This window comes from Candidiatus Paracoxiella cheracis (genome assembly GCF_049348705.1).
Lineage (GTDB): Bacteria > Pseudomonadota > Gammaproteobacteria > Coxiellales > Coxiellaceae > Paracoxiella > Paracoxiella cheracis.
The window spans coordinates 972,925-988,922 of the sequence record NZ_CP186485.1; the positions used below are offsets into that span (position 1 = coordinate 972,925).

The 15,998-nt window shown below is 40.7% G+C and carries 13 protein-coding genes and 2 pseudogenes; 5 read left to right on the top strand and 10 right to left on the bottom strand.

The features are described 5' to 3' along the window. Positions 1-26: 26 nt before the first annotated feature. A pseudogene (locus ACJMKR_RS05110) lies at positions 27-824 on the top strand (IS256 family transposase); the annotation flags it as partial. Between the two features lie 440 nt (positions 825-1,264). On the opposite strand, the pseudogene ACJMKR_RS05115 reads toward ACJMKR_RS05110, so the two are convergent. The 4 genes and pseudogenes from ACJMKR_RS05115 to ACJMKR_RS05130 all read right to left on the bottom strand — a co-directional run bounded on the left by ACJMKR_RS05115 (position 1,265) and on the right by ACJMKR_RS05130 (position 4,892). Beyond that, positions 1,265-2,383, bottom strand: a pseudogene (locus ACJMKR_RS05115) (IS481 family transposase). A gap of 178 nt (positions 2,384-2,561) precedes the next feature. Further along, the gene (locus tag ACJMKR_RS05120) at positions 2,562-3,794 is read right to left on the bottom strand and encodes an IS256 family transposase (protein WP_423062355.1); all 1,233 of its coding nucleotides are present in this window, start codon (positions 3,792-3,794) and stop codon (positions 2,562-2,564) included. Positions 3,795-3,924: 130 nt separating this feature from the next. Continuing rightward, a complete protein-coding gene (locus ACJMKR_RS05125) occupies positions 3,925-4,134 on the bottom strand; it encodes a transposase (protein ID WP_423062353.1) in 210 nt (69 codons plus the stop codon). Positions 4,135-4,265: 131 nt separating this feature from the next. Then, entirely contained in the window at positions 4,266-4,892 is a 627-nt protein-coding gene (locus ACJMKR_RS05130) for a S24 family peptidase (protein ID WP_423064064.1), read from the bottom strand. Positions 4,893-5,109: 217 nt separating this feature from the next. Between ACJMKR_RS05130 and ACJMKR_RS05135 the strand changes: the two genes are divergently transcribed. Beyond that, positions 5,110-5,496 (top strand): response regulator transcription factor, encoded by a 387-nt coding sequence (locus ACJMKR_RS05135; protein WP_423064065.1) that lies wholly within the window; start codon positions 5,110-5,112, stop codon positions 5,494-5,496. Beyond that, positions 5,486-5,752 carry a helix-turn-helix transcriptional regulator gene (locus tag ACJMKR_RS05140; protein WP_423064193.1) on the top strand — a complete coding sequence of 89 codons (267 nt, stop codon included), beginning with the start codon at positions 5,486-5,488 and terminating at the stop codon, positions 5,750-5,752. The genes ACJMKR_RS05135 and ACJMKR_RS05140 overlap by 11 nt, the downstream gene beginning before the upstream one ends. A gap of 59 nt (positions 5,753-5,811) precedes the next feature. On the opposite strand, the gene ACJMKR_RS05145 is transcribed toward ACJMKR_RS05140, so the two are convergent. The 5 genes from ACJMKR_RS05145 to ACJMKR_RS05165 all read right to left on the bottom strand — a co-directional run bounded on the left by ACJMKR_RS05145 (position 5,812) and on the right by ACJMKR_RS05165 (position 12,193). Further along, on the bottom strand, positions 5,812-6,489 hold the full coding sequence (locus ACJMKR_RS05145) for an ABC transporter ATP-binding protein (RefSeq protein WP_423064066.1): 678 nt from the start codon (positions 6,487-6,489) through the stop codon (positions 5,812-5,814). Between the two features lie 179 nt (positions 6,490-6,668). Continuing rightward, on the bottom strand, positions 6,669-7,988 hold the full coding sequence (locus ACJMKR_RS05150; RefSeq protein ID WP_423064067.1) for an ABC transporter permease: 1,320 nt from the start codon (positions 7,986-7,988) through the stop codon (positions 6,669-6,671). A gap of 3 nt (positions 7,989-7,991) precedes the next feature. Beyond that, the gene (locus ACJMKR_RS05155) at positions 7,992-8,750 is read right to left on the bottom strand and encodes an efflux RND transporter periplasmic adaptor subunit (protein ID WP_423064068.1); all 759 of its coding nucleotides are present in this window, start codon (positions 8,748-8,750) and stop codon (positions 7,992-7,994) included. 18 nt (positions 8,751-8,768) lie between these two features. Continuing rightward, positions 8,769-10,622 (bottom strand): ABC-F family ATP-binding cassette domain-containing protein, encoded by a 1,854-nt coding sequence (locus tag ACJMKR_RS05160; protein ID WP_423064069.1) that lies wholly within the window; start codon positions 10,620-10,622, stop codon positions 8,769-8,771. Next, positions 10,619-12,193 (bottom strand): DEAD/DEAH box helicase, encoded by a 1,575-nt coding sequence (locus ACJMKR_RS05165; RefSeq protein ID WP_423064070.1) that lies wholly within the window; start codon positions 12,191-12,193, stop codon positions 10,619-10,621. The genes ACJMKR_RS05160 and ACJMKR_RS05165 overlap by 4 nt, the downstream gene beginning before the upstream one ends. A 251-nt stretch (positions 12,194-12,444) precedes the next feature. On the opposite strand from ACJMKR_RS05165, the gene ACJMKR_RS05170 reads away from it, so the two are divergent. Together ACJMKR_RS05170 and tsaD are read left to right on the top strand one after the other, a co-directional pair. Further along, a complete protein-coding gene (locus tag ACJMKR_RS05170; RefSeq protein ID WP_423064071.1) occupies positions 12,445-13,347 on the top strand; it encodes an Rpn family recombination-promoting nuclease/putative transposase in 903 nt (300 codons plus the stop codon). Positions 13,348-13,391: 44 nt separating this feature from the next. Then, on the top strand, positions 13,392-14,387 hold the full coding sequence (gene tsaD, locus ACJMKR_RS05175; protein WP_423064072.1) for a tRNA (adenosine(37)-N6)-threonylcarbamoyltransferase complex transferase subunit TsaD: 996 nt from the start codon (positions 13,392-13,394) through the stop codon (positions 14,385-14,387). A gap of 148 nt (positions 14,388-14,535) precedes the next feature. On the opposite strand, the gene ACJMKR_RS05180 is transcribed toward tsaD, so the two are convergent. Beyond that, positions 14,536-15,768 carry an IS256 family transposase gene (locus ACJMKR_RS05180; protein ID WP_423062605.1) on the bottom strand — a complete coding sequence of 411 codons (1,233 nt, stop codon included), beginning with the start codon at positions 15,766-15,768 and terminating at the stop codon, positions 14,536-14,538. Between the last annotated feature and the right edge of the window lie 230 nt (positions 15,769-15,998).

Consider the following 15,998-nt stretch of genomic DNA (forward strand, 5'->3'; position numbering starts at 1 on the left):
AGGGATTTTATTTATCCAAAGTCCAATCTACAGTAACCAACGAAGTGATTGAAGAAGTGAAGGCTTGGCAAAGTCGTCCGTTGGACAAGGTGTATCCGATTGTGTATTTGGACGCTTTAGTGATTAAAGTGCAGCAAGATAAAAAGGTTATCAATAAGGCATTGTATTTGGCTTTAGGAATTAATATCGATGGGCAAAAAGAATTGCTAGGTATTTGGATTAGCCAAAATGAGGGCGCTAAATTCTGGTTGAATGTATTAACGGAGTTAAAAAATCGAGGCCTAGAAGATATCCTGATTTGTTGCGTTGACGGGCTAACGGGCTTTCCTGATGCGATTGGCGCTGTGTATCCTAACACTCAAGTACAGCTTTGCATTGTACACATGGTGCGGAATTCATTGCGCTATGTGGGTTGGAAAAAGAAAAAAGAAGTGGCCGCTGACTTAAAAGCTATTTATTCGGCCAGTACGGTTGAAGAAGCAGAATTGGCGCTGACGAGTTTCTCTGAGAAATGGGATGCTGAATTTCCCTCGATTGCCAAAAGTTGGTTGACTCATTGGGAGCGCATTGTGCCATTTTTTGCTTATCCGGCAGAAATTCGGAGGGTGATTTATACCACTAACGCTATTGAATCACTGAACATGAGTATCCGAAAAGTTATTAAAAATAAACGAGTTTTTCCGTCGGACGATGCCGCTTTAAAACAACTCTATTTAGGGTTAAAAAATATAGCCAAAAAATGGACCATGCCGATTCGAGACTGGGGTGCCGCCATGAATCGTTTTGCCCTTATGTTTGAAGATCGCCTGGCGGATTTTGTATAAAACTTAAAATTCATAAGAGAGGAAATTAATTTGAACGCAATGTAGTTTTTGATAAAATTAAAAAATCAGTTAACACAATGGCTGATTCATAATTCTGACTGACGCGATTTACACAAACTAATAAACAGTCCCTCTAAAAAAGGCGGCCACGTACTTCGCGAAAGCACTCGAGTGAAGTACAGCTTTATTCAAAAGCACGCCCAACTATTTGGAATGGTAATCCCCCCATTTTTAGGGGTGTAAAATAGTAGAATTTGTTATGCTGCTTGAAGCAGCTTTTGCCTTGGCGTTATTCCACCAAGCGCCATATTAGGTGGGACTGTTTATTAGTTTGTGTAAATCGCGTCAGTCAGAATTATGAATCAGCTGTAGAACTCTCGACTTGATCTGACAGTTGAGATTTATCGGACATATTTTCTGTCCGATAGATCGGATTCTAATTACTCCTCTACCAGTTGCGTGTCGTGATTACTGTGCGCCTTATTCAATTCATCTGCCGACACGCTTGGAATAGTTTTACATAGTTTATCTAATTCTTTTTCTTGTGCCAAATGCTTTGCATCAAGAAAAGTTTGCATGGGTGTTTTTCCATAACAACGCCCGCCGGAATGGGGCCTGACCTCATTATATGTTTTGATCCACGCATCAACGTCTTGTTGTAATTCTTCTAGGGAACGATATATTTTTTTTCGAAAAGCAACATCATAAAATTCTTGTTTAATCGTTTTATGAAAACGTTCACAAATACCATTGGTCTGCGGAGAACGTGCGCGTGTTTTCGAATGGTCAATGTCTTCAACTGCTAAATAAAGTTGATAGGCGTGGTTCTCAATTTTTCCACAATATTCCGTCCCGCGATCCGTGAGCATACGCAGCAATCGGATACCTTGCTCATTAAACCATGGCAATACACGTTCATTTAATAAATGAGCTGCCGTCATCGCTGTTTTCTCCGTGTATAACTTCGCAAAAGCGATTCTGCTATAGGTATCGACAAAAGTCTGCTCATAAATACGGCCAACGCCCTTCATCGTGCCAACATAATACGTATCCTGAGAACCTAAATAACCTGGGTGTTCTGTTTCAATCTCGCCGTGCGCTTCTTTTTCTCGTTTTGATTTTTCTAATGCTTGTCATTGTTCTTCCGTTAATAACATACCGTCTTGCGCCGATTTCGCTTCAAGCGCTTTTAGTCGCTTCTTAAAAGTCTCTAGATCATTACGTAGCCACACCGAACGAACTCCGCTGCTCGATACGATAATGCCTCGCGCCAGTAATTCATTGGCCGCACGTGCCTGACCTAACGCTGGGTTTTCAATAGCCAAAGCAATTACCGCTTCTTCTACATGTAACGGCACTCTATTTTTTTCATTCGGTTTCTTCTTACTCATATCATGGAGTGCTTCTTCGCCACCATTTTCATAAAGTGTTTTGAAACGGTAAAAACTGTCGCGTGAATAACCCATAACCTTGCAGGCTTGTGAAACATTTCCCAATTGTTTAGACAGCTCTAGTAAACCTAATTTGGGTTTGATAATCTTTTCGGATACACTGGTCATAATGACACTCCTCGTGTTGGTTGTTTAAGGTTGGTCAATTAAATTTTACTCTAACTGACCAGGAGTGTCAGATCAAGTCTGAAGGTTTACAAATCAGCCATTGTGTTAACTGATTTTTTAATTTTATCAAAAACTACATTGCGTTCAAATTAATTTCCTCTCTTATGAATTTTAAGTTTTATACAAAATCCGCCAGGCGATCTTCAAACATAAGGGCAAAACGATTCATGGCGGCACCCCAGTCTCGAATCGGCATGGTCCATTTTTTGGCTATATTTTTTAACCCTAAATAGAGTTGTTTTAAAGCGGCATCGTCCGACGGAAAAACTCGTTTATTTTTAATAACTTTTCGGATACTCATGTTCAGTGATTCAATAGCGTTAGTGGTATAAATCACCCTCCGAATTTCTGCCGGATAAGCAAAAAATGGCACAATGCGCTCCCAATGAGTCAACCAACTTTTGGCAATCGAGGGAAATTCAGCATCCCATTTCTCAGAGAAACTCGTCAGCGCCAATTCTGCTTCTTCAACCGTACTGGCCGAATAAATAGCTTTTAAGTCAGCGGCCACTTCTTTTTTCTTTTTCCAACCCACATAGCGCAATGAATTCCGCACCATGTGTACAATGCAAAGCTGTACTTGAGTGTTAGGATACACAGCGCCAATCGCATCAGGAAAGCCCGTTAGCCCGTCAACGCAACAAATCAGGATATCTTCTAGGCCTCGATTTTTTAACTCCGTTAATACATTCAACCAGAATTTAGCGCCCTCATTTTGGCTAATCCAAATACCTAGCAATTCTTTTTGCCCATCGATATTAATTCCTAAAGCCAAATACAATGCCTTATTGATAACCTTTTTATCTTGCTGCACTTTAATCACTAAAGCGTCCAAATACACAATCGGATACACCTTGTCCAACGGACGACTTTGCCAAGCCTTCACTTCTTCAATCACTTCGTTGGTTACTGTAGAAATGAGACTCGAACAAATAGTTGTGCCATACAAATCTTTCAACTGATCTTGAATATCACGGGTAGTCATACCCCGTGCATAAAGACTCATAATTTTGTCATCCAAATCATCAAAGCGGGTTTGATGTTTTGGAATCAATTGCGGTACAAACTCATTGTTACGATCACGAGGAACCTCAATGGTCATCTCGCCATCTGTTGTTTTGATCGTTTTTTGGCTGTGCCCATTGCGGGAATTACCACTATTGTGGCCAGACACTTCGTGTTTTGCATAACCCAGCGCGTCCGTCAGCTCCCCTTCCAGAATACGCTCCGTCAGTGCCTTTTTTAACTCCTTTAACAAACCAGTATCACCGAAAATATCAGATGCGGTCTTGGTATGTTTGAGAAAATATTCCACAACCTGTGGATCTAATTTATTGGTTTTCATTGCCATAGTCAAAGACTCCGTATAATTTTAACGACCTTTCCCTGACTATCGCATTTACACAATCTTATTTACAGACCCTTTTTAGAATGGCTTTCTCCTGTTCCAGTCGTGCCAGTCGCTTCTTAAGCTGTTGATTTTATTCAATGAGTTCCCCTATGTTGACCGGTTGCTTTGCGCTGGGATGAATCACTTCACCACTCTTCCTGGCTTTATCCACCCAGGTGTGGAGGGTCGCTTCGGGCATGCCTAAGTCTTTTGCAGCGCTTAACACGGAAGGAGAACTGAGTGCTAGATGGATTGCTTCTTGTTTAAATTCCGGTGTGTATTTTCGAGTCTTCTTTGTCATGAGATCACCTCTTTGTTACTTCATAGATTTTAACAAATTAGTGTCCGGTAATTTAGGGGAAGATTATTGTGAAGTATAGAAGAGGTAACCTTGAGTACCCCTCTGCTGCTAAAACTTTCCTATCATTCATTTTAAAACTCCATGTTGTGGATGACTTTTGTGACTATTCCAATTATAGAATAATGATCGTAGTAATGAGGCTCCGCGTCTAGTGATATATACTGAAATAATAATCCTTGGTTTTTAATAAATATTTTCCTTAATACGTTGTGCTCGTCGTTAATTCTAACTAATGCGATATCGCCATCAGCGTATTTTTTACTTTTTGAAACAATAAAAACGCTGCCTTTCTCAAAAAATGGCATGAGTGAAGAGTTATTTATTTGAACAGCAAAGAGATTACTCTGACAGCCGTGCTCAACTTTAAGATAAATATTTCTAGCAGCTTTAGATTCTTCAATATTGTTTGCATCTTGAATATCAAAAATAGGTATTATCATTAAAGCTTCTTGATTAATAACTTCTGTAGAAATAAGGCTATGAATGGAAACGTCGAAAAAATTAGCTAAAGAGATTAAGGTTCCAAGGGTTGGGTTTCCGTCTCCACGCTTTAATGCATTTAATAAAGATACAGATATGCCTGATAATGCGCTTAATTCTTTTATGTCGACGTGTTTTTCATGCATTAACTTTATCAAATTTCTTCCTAAGCAGATCAATTCTTTGGACCCTTTCGTACTTTCTAGGATCTTTGTCATAGCTCACCTTTTAAATAGTTTAATCCCTATATTGACAATAAAAAATATATCTGACAATATATTTTTTATTAAATGCATTTATAACATTTTATTATTTTGACGACTAGTATGTTAATATTTATACAATATTGAATAGGTAAAATGTCAGTTTGGTCGTTCAAAACTTAGATAAAAAGCTAATAAAGAACACGGATAAATGATATAAGGGAGAACGACTATGTCGATACCAAACTGGATGAAAGAACTGACTCGCTGGCAATCGGCTAGCAAAACGCCACTCGGAATTCACACTCGTCGCCCAAAAGATCCCGTTCATCGGGAAAGTGCTTATGGTAAACGGTATTACTTTCAAATCGACGCCAATCAGATTTATTTTACGCAGCGCGAAATGGAGGTAGCGTTGTTGTTATTGCAAGGACTTACGTATAAAGGCATTGGTGAGGTGTTGGGGATCACGGGTCGCACGATCGAGTGTTACATTACGCATTTACGCACGAAGCTAAATTGCTCGAATAAAAAAGCTTTGATTGTATGTCTGAGGCGTTTAGATGTTTACGGAATTTGTTGTGAGATGGGGCAGGGAGGTTTCCTTGGTGGCCGGTAAATTGAATTCTAGCAAACAATTTGCGTTAGGCAGTTGCTATCCAGATGTTTATTTTAATGAGCGCGAAGTGTGGATCATGCTCGCCTTAACGTTTGGGCATATGCCGGGCGAGATTGCGAAGATCCATAACTGCACAGAACGAACAATTCTTTTTTATATCGAGAGTATGAAGAAAAAACTTTCGTGTGACACGATCACTCAGCTTATTGAATGTGTTAAGAAGACGGAGTTGTTGGAGGAGATTCATTTTGAATAAAGGGGCCCTATAAAAAGCATCACTAGAAATTTATTTTCAGGTATTTTTTAAAATCAACTTCAACCATTTTCTATCACTCCATCCACCAGTACAATTTTGCGGTCGGCGAGGTCGGCGAGGTCGGCGAGGTCGGCAAAATCTGGGTCGTGGGTAACAAACAATATCGTCGTTTTTTGTTCTTTGTTTATTTTTTTGAAAATATCCATCACGATTTTAGTATTTTTAGAGTCTAAATTTCCTGTGGGTTCGTCGGCAAATAAATAGCGGGGATTGTCGATTAACGCACGCGCAATAGCTACGCGTTGAGTTTGCCCTCCAGATAATTGGCTTGGTAAGTGATTGCATTTATCGGCAATGCCAAAGTGATCTAAGAGCTCCATCGCACGATGCTTCAGTTTGAGCTCTCGGTGTGTTTTTCGGGTTGGCATGAGTATATTTTCAAGAGCGGTTAATTCGGGAAGCAAATAATGGAATTGAAATACAAATCCCATATATTGGTTTCGAAAACGGTGTAGTGTTTCTGAGCTTAATGTAGCTACATTTTTGCCATCGATAATCACTTCGCCTTTCGATGGATCGTCGAGTGTGCTGATGACGTATAATAATGTACTTTTACCTGAACCAGAGCGTCCAGTCAAACTTACAAATTCTCCATCATTAATTTCAAGGCAGATATCTTTTAAAACATCCACCTGAGGGCTGCCGAATGATTTATAGACATGATTGGCCTTTATCATTAGCTTGTCTCCGATTGTATAATGCCAATCGGCGTTAATTTTCCAGCAGCATACGAAGGTAAAATGCAAGCGTGTCGCGATGCTCGTGATAGATTATTGCCATCCCTGTCAATAATCGACTCGCAATACGCGACAACTTAAATAGCCGCGGACGTCCTCGTCGCCCGCGCTCCGCGACCTCACGGCTCGACTACGCACGGGCTCTCAAATGACTTGACGGCTCGTAAAGATTTTTTGCAGTCGCTTACGCTCGGCAAAAAATCCGAGCCTACCGCGGAATACGCGCCTTCGCTTCGCTCTCCATGGCGCGCATCGCTTGAAATAATGGCTGATAAAAAGGCGAGTAAGAATCCATTAATATAAATACTACGATCAAACGACACTAACATATGAGATCCTAATCCAATCTCGCCACCAATTAATGGGAGTGTTTGTAAGTACAAACAAGAAAGATAACCGACTAGCAATCCAAGTAAGCCGCCCATGATGCCGAGCAACAGTCCTTGAATTAAAAATAAATACATAATATCTCTGGAGGTATAACCCATTGCGCGCAGTATGGCGATCTCGCGTTTTTTCTGGTTGATTAACACGTTCAACACATTGTAAATGCCAAATCCAGCAACAATCAAAATAGAGATAGTGATGAAATAGCGTATAATATTTTGAGTTGTGAAGACGGATAAAATGTTTGCATTAGTTTGGTCCCAGCTTTCTACCGTATCATGAGAGATCGCAGCCCATTGCGCGGCTATAGCATGGGCTTGCGCAACATTTTTAACGCGAATAGCGATAGTAGTGACTTCTCCCGGTGTTTGATTGATAGTTTGTGCACCTGCTAATGAAGTATATGCCGTTGTGTCGTCGATAGCCTTGATGCCGAATTTAAAAACACCGACTACTTTGTAAGGATAAATCTGGCCATTACTGTTTGAAACAAAAACGGTGCCATTTATAATAGTGCCTAATTTTTTAAATAAACCATCTCCTAAAACAATGCGGCTTCCACCTTGTAGCAGTTGTTTGAAACTACCTTTCATCATGTATTGTTCAATGGTGGTTACCTTCATTTGCTGCGCTGCATTAACACCGATAATAGTGGCTGATTGAGTGGACTTATCGTGACGGATAACAGCATTAACATCCATTTGCGGTGAATAGGCTACTACCCGTGGATCTTTGGAGAGACGTTGATACCAACCATTGGGATATTCAATGTGCGCTGTATTGCGCAAGCCCGATGGCGGGACTGTCCATTTGACTAAGGTATTTTTGCTGAACATCGATTTATCTAATAATTTCGCAGTAACATAATTTTGCTGGGCGGAAACTGTGATTTGGGAGATATTATTTAACAATTGTTCGATGGTATATTCTTGAAAGCCGAGCATCATGCCAGAAATAACAATATAGGCAGCCGTTCCTAGCAGGATGCCAAATAAAATTAAGATCGATTGGCGTTTACGTGAAAATAATTGTTTTAGTGCTAAAAAAAACATATGTCATTTTTTGATTAAAACGGCGTCACTTGGAGTGATATTATCTGAGGTAATTTGAGCCCAGCCATTAGTTACCACGCCTATACTTATTTTCTTAGTTATCTTTTGATGACCGTTTTTTATTGTTACTTCACTATGACTGATTGCGGCTGTTGGCACTTGAACTGCATTGTCAATGTGATTTGTGATGATAGCAATATCAGCCGTCATGTCAGGTAATATTTGTTCGGGTAAATCAGGCGCATCGATCTTAACGTAAAAGTTATTATCTTTTGGATAAATATTTGTTACGGTACCGGTGAAGTTCTTATCGCGTAAAGATTCAAAATTCATGATGACTTTATCACCCTTGCGCACTTCCATGGCGGCTTGTTGCTCAAGAGCCACGAGGACATATCGCTGTTTTAAGTCCATCAGTGTTAACACGGTTGTTTGCGGGTAAACAGTTTCATTGTCATGTAAAGGCAATGAAATGATTGTGCCAGAAAAGGGCGCACGTATCGTCGGTAACATCGTCAAAGCGACAAGAGGCGTATCTTTTGTGACGTATTGACCTTCTTTTACGTAGAATTTTTGAACGGTGGATGTCACTCCAACAGTGAGTTTGTAGACTTTGTCAGCCGTGACAGTACCTAGCCCGTAGACACTTTTAATAACGGGTCCTCGTCGTACTTGAATCCATTGGCCTTGATGATGCTTAAAAAATCGATGAGTGACAAGAGCAGTCACTGCAATAATAAAGAAGTTCTTGCGCTTTTTCATATTCATGCCTGCTAAAAACTATGTTCTTTTGTTGCTTTCCAAATAACTTAGCCATTCTTCTTCAGCGTGTTTAAGTCGCTGTTGAATGTGTTGCTGTTCAGCATATAAGCTGTCACGCTTTGCATGATTTTTTTCTTCGTATAAAGCAGGATCGGCCAATTGTTCGGCGACTAAACGTAATTTTTCCTCCCATTCAGTAACGTTTTTTTCTAATTCTTTTATTTTAATGGGGTTGAGGGGCTTGGTTTTTTTTGAAGGCTTATTTTCGTTTGACTTTTCTTTTTTTGTTGAGGATTTATTTTTAGTGGTACTGGCGAGCCGCATTTGATAATAATCATCTAAAGTGCCATCAAAGTTACTCAACTGCTGATTTTCCACTACCCAGAGTTGATCCACTGTATTGCTTAACAAATAATGATCGTGCGCAATCAATACCATTGCACCTTCAAAACTTTGTAAGGCGAGCGTTAGGGCCATGCGCATTTCCATATCGAGGTGGTTTGTTGGTTCGTCTAATAACAATAAATTGGGGCGCTGCCACACGATCATTGCAAGAACAAGGCGCGCCTTTTCACCACCTGAGAAGTTAACAACGGGTTTTAATGCTTCATCACCACTAAAACCAAAACCACCGAGATATTTTCGTAATGCAGAAACGGGCTCCGATGACAACGCTTGCATATGGTCAAGTGCACTTGTTTCGGGTTTCAATGTTTCTAATTGGTGCTGTGAAAAATAACCTACTTTTACACTACCATCGAGTGTAATAACGCCTGATTTTGGAGTTAATTTTCCTGCCAAGGCCTTTATTAATGTGGATTTACCGGCACCGTTATAGCCAAGCAATGCAATGCGATCACCGGGGATTAATTGCCAATCAATATTGTTTAGCACAACTTTGTCGTCGTACCCGAGGCAAACATGCTCTAAACGTAAAATAGGGTATGGGCATTTTTCGGGTTTTTTAAATTCAAAATGAAAGGGCGAATCGACCTGTACAGCCGTTACTTTTTCCATGCGTTCAACTGCTTTTAGGCGGCTTTGGGCCTGCTTAGCTTTGCTAGCCTTATAACGAAAGCGATCGACAAATTTCATCAAATGTTTAATTTGGCGTTGTTGCTTTTCGTAAGTTGCTTGCTGTAGGGATAATTGAGTGGCGCGTTGTTCTTCAAAGCTAGAATAATCACCTTTGTATAAAGTAACTGATTTTTTTTCGATGTGTAGGATAAAATCGATCGTTTTATCTAAAAAATCTCGGTCGTGGGAAATAATAATGAGTAAGCCGAGATATTGGTTTAACCATTTTTCTAACCATACAATGGCTTCTAAGTCCAAGTGATTGGTCGGCTCGTCTAATAATAACACATCGGAACGACACATTAGGGCTTGCGCCAAGTTTAAACGCATGCGCCAACCACCGGAAAATGAGGCCACCGGTTGTTGTTGCTCTGCTTCGCTAAATCCGAGTCCCGCTAGTAACTGTGCTGCACGAGCGGGCGCGCCATAGCCATCAATTGTGCTAAGTTGCATGTGGATTTCTGCTAAATCTTCGTGTTGATCATTTTGTTCGGCGAATTCCATTTTTTGGATAAGAGAATAATATTCGCGATCGCCTTGTAAAACAAAGTCTAAAGCGGAACAATCTAATGTGGTTATTTCTTGTTTAACATGCGAAATTTCGAGTTGCCCTTTATAGCTAACTTCACCTTCTGTCGGTTCTAATTCGTTCAACAGTACTGAAAATAAGCTCGTTTTGCCTGAGCCGTTTGCTCCAATTAAGCCAACCCGTTGCCGATCATGCAGTGTGAAGGTAGCATTTCCAAAGAGAACGCGTTGTCCGCGTGATATTCCAATGTTGTTGAAGTTAATCATGTCTTTTGTTTACGGTTTTTGTGACGCTTGCGATGGTCGAAATTTTTTTTCTTAGCAGGTTTTTTACGCTTACTTCTTGCATCACGCTCGTGGTAATTTGCTTTTGGTTTATGCTTTGCTGAACTTTGGCGCCTCGAGTGACCGCCCTTTCTAGGACGACTTGAACGACTTGGGCGATTTTCTTTCTCAAAGTGAACGGCCTCAAGCTCTTCCAAGGAAGCATTTTCATGCTGACAGGCAAGATAGGCGATTGCCGCTGCAATGTCTAATTCAGAATGTTCATTTTTTAGAGCTATATTCTCAATAAGCTCACGATAAGCGCTGACATCTTTGGTTGTTAATATGTTCATGATATCAGTTTTAAATTTCACGTTGCGTTTTTGCTGTACTTGATTAATCGAAGGCGCTTGAATGGATTTAATTTGGTGACTGACGCCACGCTCAATTTCTTGTAGCATGCGCTGTTCTCGTGGAGTCACCAACAATAACGCCTTGCCGGTTTGACCCGCGCGGCCTGTTCGGCCGATACGATGAATGTATGACTCTACTGTCTGAGGAATATCAAAGTTAATGACATGAGTGATACGCTCAACGTCTAAGCCGCGAGCAGCGACTTCGGTTGCAACAATAATATCAATTGTGCCTTTTTTGATTTTAGAAATAACTTGTTCGCGCAAACTCTGGCTCATGTCACCATTTAATGCTGCAACAGCATAGCCGCGTGCAGCTAAACGTTCTGCCACTTCCACCGAAAATGTTTTCGTGCCTGTAAAAATTAACGCGGCATCCATTTCTTCAACTTCGAAATAACGTGTTAGTGCATCTAATTTATTTTTCTTGGAAACAAGCATGTATTGTTGTGTAATAGAATCGACGGTAGTTACTGTTGGTTCGATGTGTATACGCGCTGGATTTTTCAAGAATTGTTTTGCCACACGCTGAATGGATGCGGGTAGGGTTGCTGAAAAGAACGCTGTTTGATGTTCATGTTTGATCTGTGCCAATATCCATTCGACAGCTTCGATAAAGCCCATACGTAACATTTCATCGGCTTCATCGAGTATCAGTGTGGCGAGTGAATTGGTTTTCAGCGTGCCGCGTTCCAAGTGATCCATAACTCGCCCTGGTGTACCAACGACAACATGTACTCCGCGCTTGAGTGCTCGTAATTGTGATTTATACTCTTGCCCTCCGTAAATGGGTAGTACGTGAAATTCGGGAATATGTTTGGCATAACTTTGGAATGCCTCAGCCACTTGAATGGCCAATTCTCGAGTGGGTGTTAAAACCAATACTTGAGGCTCCTTCTTTTTTAGAGCTAGCTGATTCAATACGGGTAATGCAAAAGCCGCGGTTTTCCCCGTACCCGTTTGGGCCTGTGCTAACAGATCTCGCCCGGTCACTAAAATAGGAATACTTTTTTCCTGTATGGGTGAGGGGCGCTCATACCCGAGCTCGTTTAATGCTCTTAAGATATTACGCTCAAGGCCTAGTTGTTCGAAGGATAGTGCTGATGTCATGTTTTTTGGTTTCCGCTGTTTATTAAATAAAATACGCATGCTCATCAGCATGAGTTGATTTCTCCCTGATACGGTGTGATTTCATGGCTGCCGAAATGAAGGTGAATTATACACGGGTTGGCTTGCGAGGTCATGTGATATTTTTTCATTGATATCAGCCAGATAGCTCATAGGGCTGAGCCCTTAGCTGTCCCCCTGGATATGGAGTGCCATTTTCGGGGTATCTTAGCCAGGCTGAAATAACGGTATTGTAGTGATCTTGAAATAAGATGATAGTGGTCGTTTTGACTTAAGGATGTGGTGTGAGCAAGATTCATAATCCTCATGATCATTATTTTCGTGCAGCGATGTCGGATAAACACGTTGCAATGGATTTTTTCAAGCACTATTTACCCGAATCTATTCGGCGAGTAGTGGATCTTGAAACCTTACAGTTGCAAAAAAGCAGTTTTATTGACGAAAATTTACCAGCTTCGGTGGCAGATATCTTGTATGCCGTTAACTTCAAAAATCAACGGAGTTATTTATATTTGATTGTTGAACATCAGCGTAAACCCGATAAATGGATGCCTTATCGATTATTGCGGTATCAGGTTCGTATTATGGATTATCATTTGAAAAAGAAAGCACACGACGGATTGCCGATAATTCTACCTATGGTATTTTACAATGGTGATAAACCCTATCCTTACTCAACAGATTTATTTGATTTATTTAAATCTCATCAACCTTTAGCGAAAAATATCCTGCTAAAACCATTTACGTTAATTGATCTTACCCAAACCCCAGACGAAGAGCTAAAAGCAATGCAGTGGGCAGGCGTCATGGGGTTGGCTCAGAAGCACGTTACAGCGAAAAATTTCATGAGATTTATCAAAGAATTGTTGCCAATGCTCAAACATTTGGAAGAAGTAGGTGCTAAAGATTATCTTAGCACTACGTTGAAATATCTATTTCAAGGCGATATTGAAGATCCTGAAGAAGCTGTTAAACTAATTTATAGTGGGTTATCTTCCAACTTAGGAGGTGAAGTTATGACTTTAGCAGAAAGATTAGAAGAAAAAGGTTTTCTCAGGGGTGAGAAAGAGGGTTTTGAGAAAGGTAGGGCGCTGGTTGCTCAGCAGATGTTGCTGCAAAATATGGATCCAGTGCTTATTCATAAAGTGACAGGATTAACCTTGAAACAAATTGAAGAGCTGGTGTGATTCTCTAAGCTCTCATTATTAATTTTTATTTGATGCAAAATTAAATGCGTGTATTGGGGATAGAAACTTCTTGTGACGAGACTGCTGTTGCGATTTATGCTGAAAAGCAGGGGTTGCTCTCGCATCATATTTATAGCCAAATCGATATCCATAAACAATATGGAGGTGTTGTTCCCGAGCTAGCATCACGTGATCATATTCGTAAAGCTTTACCCTTGATTCAGCAATCGCTAAAAGACGCTAACATTTCTAAAAAAGACATTGATGGAATTGCTTACACGAAAGGGCCAGGATTAGTCGGTGCTTTAATGGTAGGTGCTTCAGTTGCAAAAGCGCTGGCATATGCTTGGCAAGTGCCGAGTGTCGGTGTGCATCACATGGAGTCGCATTTGATGGCAATTATGTTGGAGGAAAATCGACCGCCGTTTCCTTTCTTAGCTTTGTTGGTTTCAGGTGGCCATACATTGTTAGTGCACGTTAAAAGGTTTGGGGAGTATGCACTATTAGGTGAAAGTGTAGATGATGCCGTAGGTGAGGCATTTGATAAAACGGCTAAATTATTAGGCTTGCCTTACCCAGGTGGACCATCGTTAGCGAAACTCGCTGAGATGGGTGACCCTCATCGCTTTCATTTCCCACGCCCCATGATCAATCGACCCGATTTAAATTTTAGCTTTAGTGGACTAAAAACGCATACGATGCAATGCTATAAATCGGAATCGCATGATGAGCAAACTCGTGCCGATATTGCCTGTGCTTTTGAGGATGCAGTTGTGGATGTTTTAGTGAGTAAATGCCAACGCGCCTTACAAAAAATCGGATTAAATTCATTGGTGATGGTTGGTGGTGTAGCAGCGAATAAAAAATTGAGAGAAACATTAAAGCAAAAAATTAATGCAAACGTTTATTATCCGCGCCCAGAGTTTTGTACGGATAACGGTGCGATGGTTGCTTACAATGGGTGGTTACGATTATCGGCTGGCGAAAAAGAAAGCTGGGAGGTGATGGTGAAGCCTCGTTGGTCGTTAGAGCTTGTTTAAAATCTCCTAGTCTTGCGGGACTGTTTATTAGTTTGTGTAAATCGCGTCAGTCAGAATTATGAATCAGCCATTGTGTTAACTGATTTTTTAATTTTATCAAAAACTACATTGCGTTCAAATTAATTTCCTCTCTTATGAATTTTAAGTTTTATACAAAATCCGCCAGGCGATCTTCAAACATAAGGGCAAAACGATTCATGGCGGCACCCCAGTCTCGAATCGGCATGGTCCATTTTTTGGCTATATTTTTTAACCCTAAATAGAGTTGTTTTAAAGCGGCATCGTCCGACGGAAAAACTCGTTTATTTTTAATAACTTTTCGGATACTCATGTTCAGTGATTCAATAGCGTTAGTGGTATAAATCACCCTCCGAATTTCTGCCGGATAAGCAAAAAATGGCACAATGCGCTCCCAATGAGTCAACCAACTTTTGGCAATCGAGGGAAATTCAGCATCCCATTTCTCAGAGAAACTCGTCAGCGCCAATTCTGCTTCTTCAACCGTACTGGCCGAATAAATAGCTTTTAAGTCAGCGGCCACTTCTTTTTTCTTTTTCCAACCCACATAGCGCAATGAATTCCGCACCATGTGTACAATGCAAAGCTGTACTTGAGTGTTAGGATACACAGCGCCAATCGCATCAGGAAAGCCCGTTAGCCCGTCAACGCAACAAATCAGGATATCTTCTAGGCCTCGATTTTTTAACTCCGTTAATACATTCAACCAGAATTTAGCGCCCTCATTTTGGCTAATCCAAATACCTAGCAATTCTTTTTGCCCATCGATATTAATTCCTAAAGCCAAATACAATGCCTTATTGATAACCTTTTTATCTTGCTGCACTTTAATCACTAAAGCGTCCAAATACACAATCGGATACACCTTGTCCAACGGACGACTTTGCCAAGCCTTCACTTCTTCAATCACTTCGTTGGTTACTGTAGAAATGAGACTCGAACAAATAGTTGTGCCATACAAATCTTTCAACTGATCTTGAATATCACGGGTAGTCATACCCCGTGCATAAAGACTCATAATTTTGTCATCCAAATCATCAAAGCGGGTTTGATGTTTTGGAATCAATTGCGGTACAAACTCATTGTTACGATCACGAGGAACCTCAATGGTCATCTCGCCATCTGTTGTTTTGATCGTTTTTTGGCTGTGCCCATTGCGGGAATTACCACTATTGTTGCCAGACACTTCGTGTTTTGCATAACCCAGCGCGTCCGTCAGCTCCCCTTCCAGAATACGCTCCGTCAGTGCCTTTTTTAACTCCTTTAACAAACCAGTATCACCGAAAATATCAGATGCGGTCTTGGTATGTTTGAGAAAATATTCCACAACCTGTGGATCTAATTTATTGGTTTTCATTGCCATAGTCAAAGACTCCGTATAATTTTAACGACCTTTCCCTGACTATCGCATTTACACAATCTTATTTACAGACCCAGTCTTGCACATAAAACATCAATTTTTTGAGATTTCTCGCTATCGCTCGAAATGACACTGTTTTTCTCCCTGGATGCGGAGCGTCACCACCTCTGTCACCCGAGCAAAGCGAGAGCAACCACTGCCTAGAAGATTAGGAGTGACACTGAGATTTCTGT

Excerpts from the sequence above, each read along its gene's own strand:
- ACJMKR_RS05145 (WP_423064066.1), bottom strand. The coding sequence starts at position 6,489 with ATGATAAAGGCCAATCATGTCTATAAATCATTCGGCAGCCCTCAGGTG.
- ACJMKR_RS05120 (WP_423062355.1), bottom strand. The coding sequence starts at position 3,794 with ATGGCAATGAAAACCAATAAATTAGATCCACAGGTTGTGGAATATTTT.
- tsaD (WP_423064072.1), top strand. The coding sequence starts at position 13,392 with ATGCGTGTATTGGGGATAGAAACTTCTTGTGACGAGACTGCTGTTGCG.
- ACJMKR_RS05165 (WP_423064070.1), bottom strand. The coding sequence starts at position 12,193 with ATGCTGATGAGCATGCGTATTTTATTTAATAAACAGCGGAAACCAAAA.
- ACJMKR_RS05130 (WP_423064064.1), bottom strand. The coding sequence starts at position 4,892 with ATGACAAAGATCCTAGAAAGTACGAAAGGGTCCAAAGAATTGATCTGC.
- ACJMKR_RS05135 (WP_423064065.1), top strand. The coding sequence starts at position 5,110 with ATGTCGATACCAAACTGGATGAAAGAACTGACTCGCTGGCAATCGGCT.
- ACJMKR_RS05150 (WP_423064067.1), bottom strand. The coding sequence starts at position 7,988 with ATGTTTTTTTTAGCACTAAAACAATTATTTTCACGTAAACGCCAATCG.
- ACJMKR_RS05155 (WP_423064068.1), bottom strand. The coding sequence starts at position 8,750 with ATGAAAAAGCGCAAGAACTTCTTTATTATTGCAGTGACTGCTCTTGTC.
- ACJMKR_RS05160 (WP_423064069.1), bottom strand. The coding sequence starts at position 10,622 with ATGATTAACTTCAACAACATTGGAATATCACGCGGACAACGCGTTCTC.
- ACJMKR_RS05125 (WP_423062353.1), bottom strand. The coding sequence starts at position 4,134 with ATGACAAAGAAGACTCGAAAATACACACCGGAATTTAAACAAGAAGCA.
- ACJMKR_RS05180 (WP_423062605.1), bottom strand. The coding sequence starts at position 15,768 with ATGGCAATGAAAACCAATAAATTAGATCCACAGGTTGTGGAATATTTT.